Here is a 3071-nt window from a genome sequence, read left to right as displayed (position 1 = left end):
CACCACCGTGGCGCCGCGCTTCATGAGCGCGAGCTCGTCCGGCGACGGGGGCCGGACCTTGAGCACCAGGTCGCAGTTGAAGGCGGCCTTGGCGTCCACGATCTCCGCGCCCACGGCGGCATAAGCCGCGTCAGGCACGGACGCGGCGATGCCGGCGCCGGACTGGACGAAGAGTTGATGGCCTTGGGCCTTGAGTTTTTTCGCGGTTTCGGGTGTCACCGCAACGCGCGTTTCACCAGCCGCCGTTTCCAGCGGCACTCCAATCAGCATGACCATCTCCTATGAAACAAGCCACCATTCGGCACACGCGCTGGTGCCGAAAGGTTGCCTGTCGTCACGGGCCGCGCGGGCAGCCCGCGGGGCGATGGATTACAGCGGCTTCTCGCGGCGGGTTTCCAGGTAGGCCTTGATGGACCACAGGGCTTCCTGGTTCAGCGTGCCTTCGAAGGGAGGCATGTACACGGCACCGTTGCGGGTGCGGCCGTGGCGCACGGTGTTGATGAAGTAGTCATCCACTTCCTTGGCGCAGGCCGTCTTCTTGGCATCGACTTTCTGTGTGGCGCACTCGTTGTCGAGCTTGCGCAGGTCCGGGGCGATGCCGCCGGAGATGGCCTCCAGGCCGTGGCAGCGGGCGCAGTTCTGGTTGTAGGCCGAGGTGCCGATCTTCACCGCCTGATCGTTGCCCTTGAAAGGATTGGCATCACGCCAGCCTTCACCCAGCGAGGGCAGCGAGCTGGTGTCCACGGCCTGCGGCGTGACGTCGCCATGGGCCAGGGCCGCGCCGGCCAACAGGACGCCGGCCAGCAGGGCCGCCAGGCGCGAGGGGGTGCGGGCGATGGAACGCTTGGACATGGTTGTCTCCTCGGTGGGTGTCAAAACTGGGTCAATCGACAAGATTGACCGCAAGGCCTGTGCCACCAAGGCGCCCTGCCGGGGGCGCCAGTCCCGAAATACGGGTTCTTACGGTAATACGACCGCTCCAGCGCGATCAGGAATGCCGCGTGGATCGCTTCATTGTTCGCGAATGGGACAACGTTGCGCCGGCTGGTACAGGCGCGCGGGCTGCTGCCTGGGCCTCAAGACGTCACCCGCTGCGCCGGCAACCAGCGGCGAACCGCCGGTTGCCTTGATGCCGTCACAGCCAGGACTTGATGCGGCGGCCCATCGCCTCGGCCGAGATGCCGTAGCGCTCGTGCAGCGTGGGCAGCGCGCCGGCGTCCAGGAACTCGTCCGGCAGCGCCACCTGGCGGAACGGGGCGTGCACGCCGGAGCGCATCAGCAAGCCGGCCACGGCCTCGCCCAAGCCGCCGACCACCGAGTGGTTCTCGGCCACGACCACCAGGCGGCCGGAGCGCCTGGCCTCGGCCAGGATGGTTGGCTCGTCCAGCGGCTTGATGGTGGGCACGTGCAACACGGCCACGTCCACGCTGTCGGCCTGCAGCGCCTTGGCCACTTCCAGCGAGCGCATGGTCATGAAGCCGCTGGAGATCAGCAGCACGTCGCGGCCGCCGCGCAGCAGCTTGGCCTTGCCCAGCTCGAAGGTGTAGTCGTACTCGTCCAGCACCAGCGGCACGTTGCCGCGCAGCAGCCGCATGTAGACGGGGCCCTCGTGGGCGGCGATCTGGGGCACGGCCTGCTCGATGTCCAGCGCGTCGCAGGGGTCCACGATGGTCAGCCCGGGGATGCCGCGCATCAGCGCCAGGTCTTCCGTCGCCTGGTGGCTGGGCCCGTAGCCCGTGGTCAGGCCGGGCAGCGCGCAGCACATCTTGACGTTGAGGTTCTCCTCGGCGATGACCTGGTGCACGAAGTCGTAGGCGCGGCGCGTGCCGAACACGGCATACGTGGTGGCAAAGGGCACGAAGCCCTCCTTGGCCATGCCGCCGGCCGCGGCCATCAGCAACTGCTCGGCCATGCCCATTTGGAAGAAGCGCTCGGGGTACGCTTGAGCGAACAGGTGCAGGTCGGTGTACTTGGCCAGGTCGGCGGTGAGGCCCACGATGTTCTGGCGCTCCCGGGCCAGCTCGACCAGGGCCTTGCCGAAGGGCGCGGCCTGCACGCGCTGGCCTTCGCCGGCGATGGAGGCAATCATCGCCGAGGTGGTCAGGCGGGGCTTCTTGACTTCAGGCGTCGTGGGCGTGTTGGTGCTCATGGTGTGCGTCCTTTTCGTGCGGCTCAGGATTGCGACTGGTCCAGGATGGCAAGCGCCTGCTGCCACTCCGGCGGATCGACGCGGATGAAATGGTTCTTGTCGCGCGTCTCCAGGAAGGGCACGCCCTTGCCCATGAGGGTGTCGAAGAGGATGACGCGCGGCTTGTCTTCCTTGAGATGGCGCGCGGCGTCGAAGGCGGCCAGCACCGCAGGCAAATCGTTGCCCTTGACGCGCTGCACGTGCCAGCCGAAGGCTGCCCACTTGTCGGCCAGGGGTTCGAAGCCCATCACCTTGCCGGAGGGGCCGTCGGCCTGCTGGTTGTTGATGTCCACCAGGCAGATGAGGTTGGAGAGGCCGTGGTGCGCTGCGCCCATGGCGGCTTCCCAGGTGGAGCCCTCGTCGAGCTCGCCGTCGGACATGGAGTTGTAGACGAAGGCCGGGTTGCCCTTGAGGCGCAGGCCCAGCGCCATGCCCACGGCGATCGGCAGGCCCTGGCCCAGCGAGCCGCCGGACATCTCCATGCCGGGCGTATAGGTGGCCATGCCGGACATGGGCAGGCGGCTGTCGTCGCTGCCGTAGGTCTCCAGCTCCTCCTCGGGGATGATCTTGGCCTCTATCAGCGCGGCGTAGAAGGCGATGGCGTAGTGGCCGTGCGAGAGCAGGAAGCGGTCACGCCCTTCCCACTTCGGGTCGTCGGCGCGCAAGCTCAGCGCGTGGCCGTAGGCCACGGCCAGCACGTCGGCCCAGCCGAGGGCCTGGCCGATGTAGCCCTGCCCTTGCACTTCGCCCATGCGCACCGCGTAGCGGCGGATGCGGTAGGCGCATGCCTGAAGCTTGGAAATGTCGGTCATGGAAGTTCTCCGGGGTGAGCTTGGCCATGCCCGCTGCATTGCACAGCGGGTGCGGGCACGGCCGGGGGTGG

General features: G+C 67.7%; 3 protein-coding genes and 1 pseudogene. All 4 read right to left on the bottom strand.

Features of this window, described 5'->3' with window-relative positions:
• Positions 1-270 (bottom strand): annotated as a pseudogene (locus SM757_RS34685) (NAD(P)(+) transhydrogenase (Re/Si-specific) subunit alpha); the annotation flags it as partial.
• 99 nt (positions 271-369) lie between these two features.
• Positions 370-852 carry a cytochrome c-550 PedF gene (gene pedF, locus SM757_RS34680; protein ID WP_322468821.1) on the bottom strand — a complete coding sequence of 161 codons (483 nt, stop codon included), beginning with the start codon at positions 850-852 and terminating at the stop codon, positions 370-372.
• 283 nt (positions 853-1135) lie between these two features.
• On the bottom strand, positions 1136-2149 hold the full coding sequence (locus tag SM757_RS34675; protein WP_322468820.1) for a transketolase family protein: 1014 nt from the start codon (positions 2147-2149) through the stop codon (positions 1136-1138).
• A 23-nt stretch (positions 2150-2172) separates the two neighbouring features.
• Complete coding sequence (locus SM757_RS34670; protein ID WP_066338059.1) at positions 2173-3000, bottom strand: transketolase; 828 nt, start codon at positions 2998-3000, stop codon at positions 2173-2175.
• Positions 3001-3071 lie beyond the last annotated feature (71 nt).

The organism is Azohydromonas lata, assembly GCF_034427735.1.
GTDB classification, from domain to species: Bacteria; Pseudomonadota; Gammaproteobacteria; order Burkholderiales; family Burkholderiaceae_C; genus Azohydromonas; species Azohydromonas lata.
This window is presented reverse-complemented; position numbering and strand designations above follow the sequence as displayed.

Coding starts and splice junctions, on each gene's coding strand:
- pedF (WP_322468821.1), bottom strand. CDS start 852: ATGTCCAAGCGTTCCATCGCCCGCACCCCCTCGCGCCTGGCGGCCCTG.
- SM757_RS34675 (WP_322468820.1), bottom strand. CDS start 2,149: ATGAGCACCAACACGCCCACGACGCCTGAAGTCAAGAAGCCCCGCCTG.
- SM757_RS34670 (WP_066338059.1), bottom strand. CDS start 3,000: ATGACCGACATTTCCAAGCTTCAGGCATGCGCCTACCGCATCCGCCGC.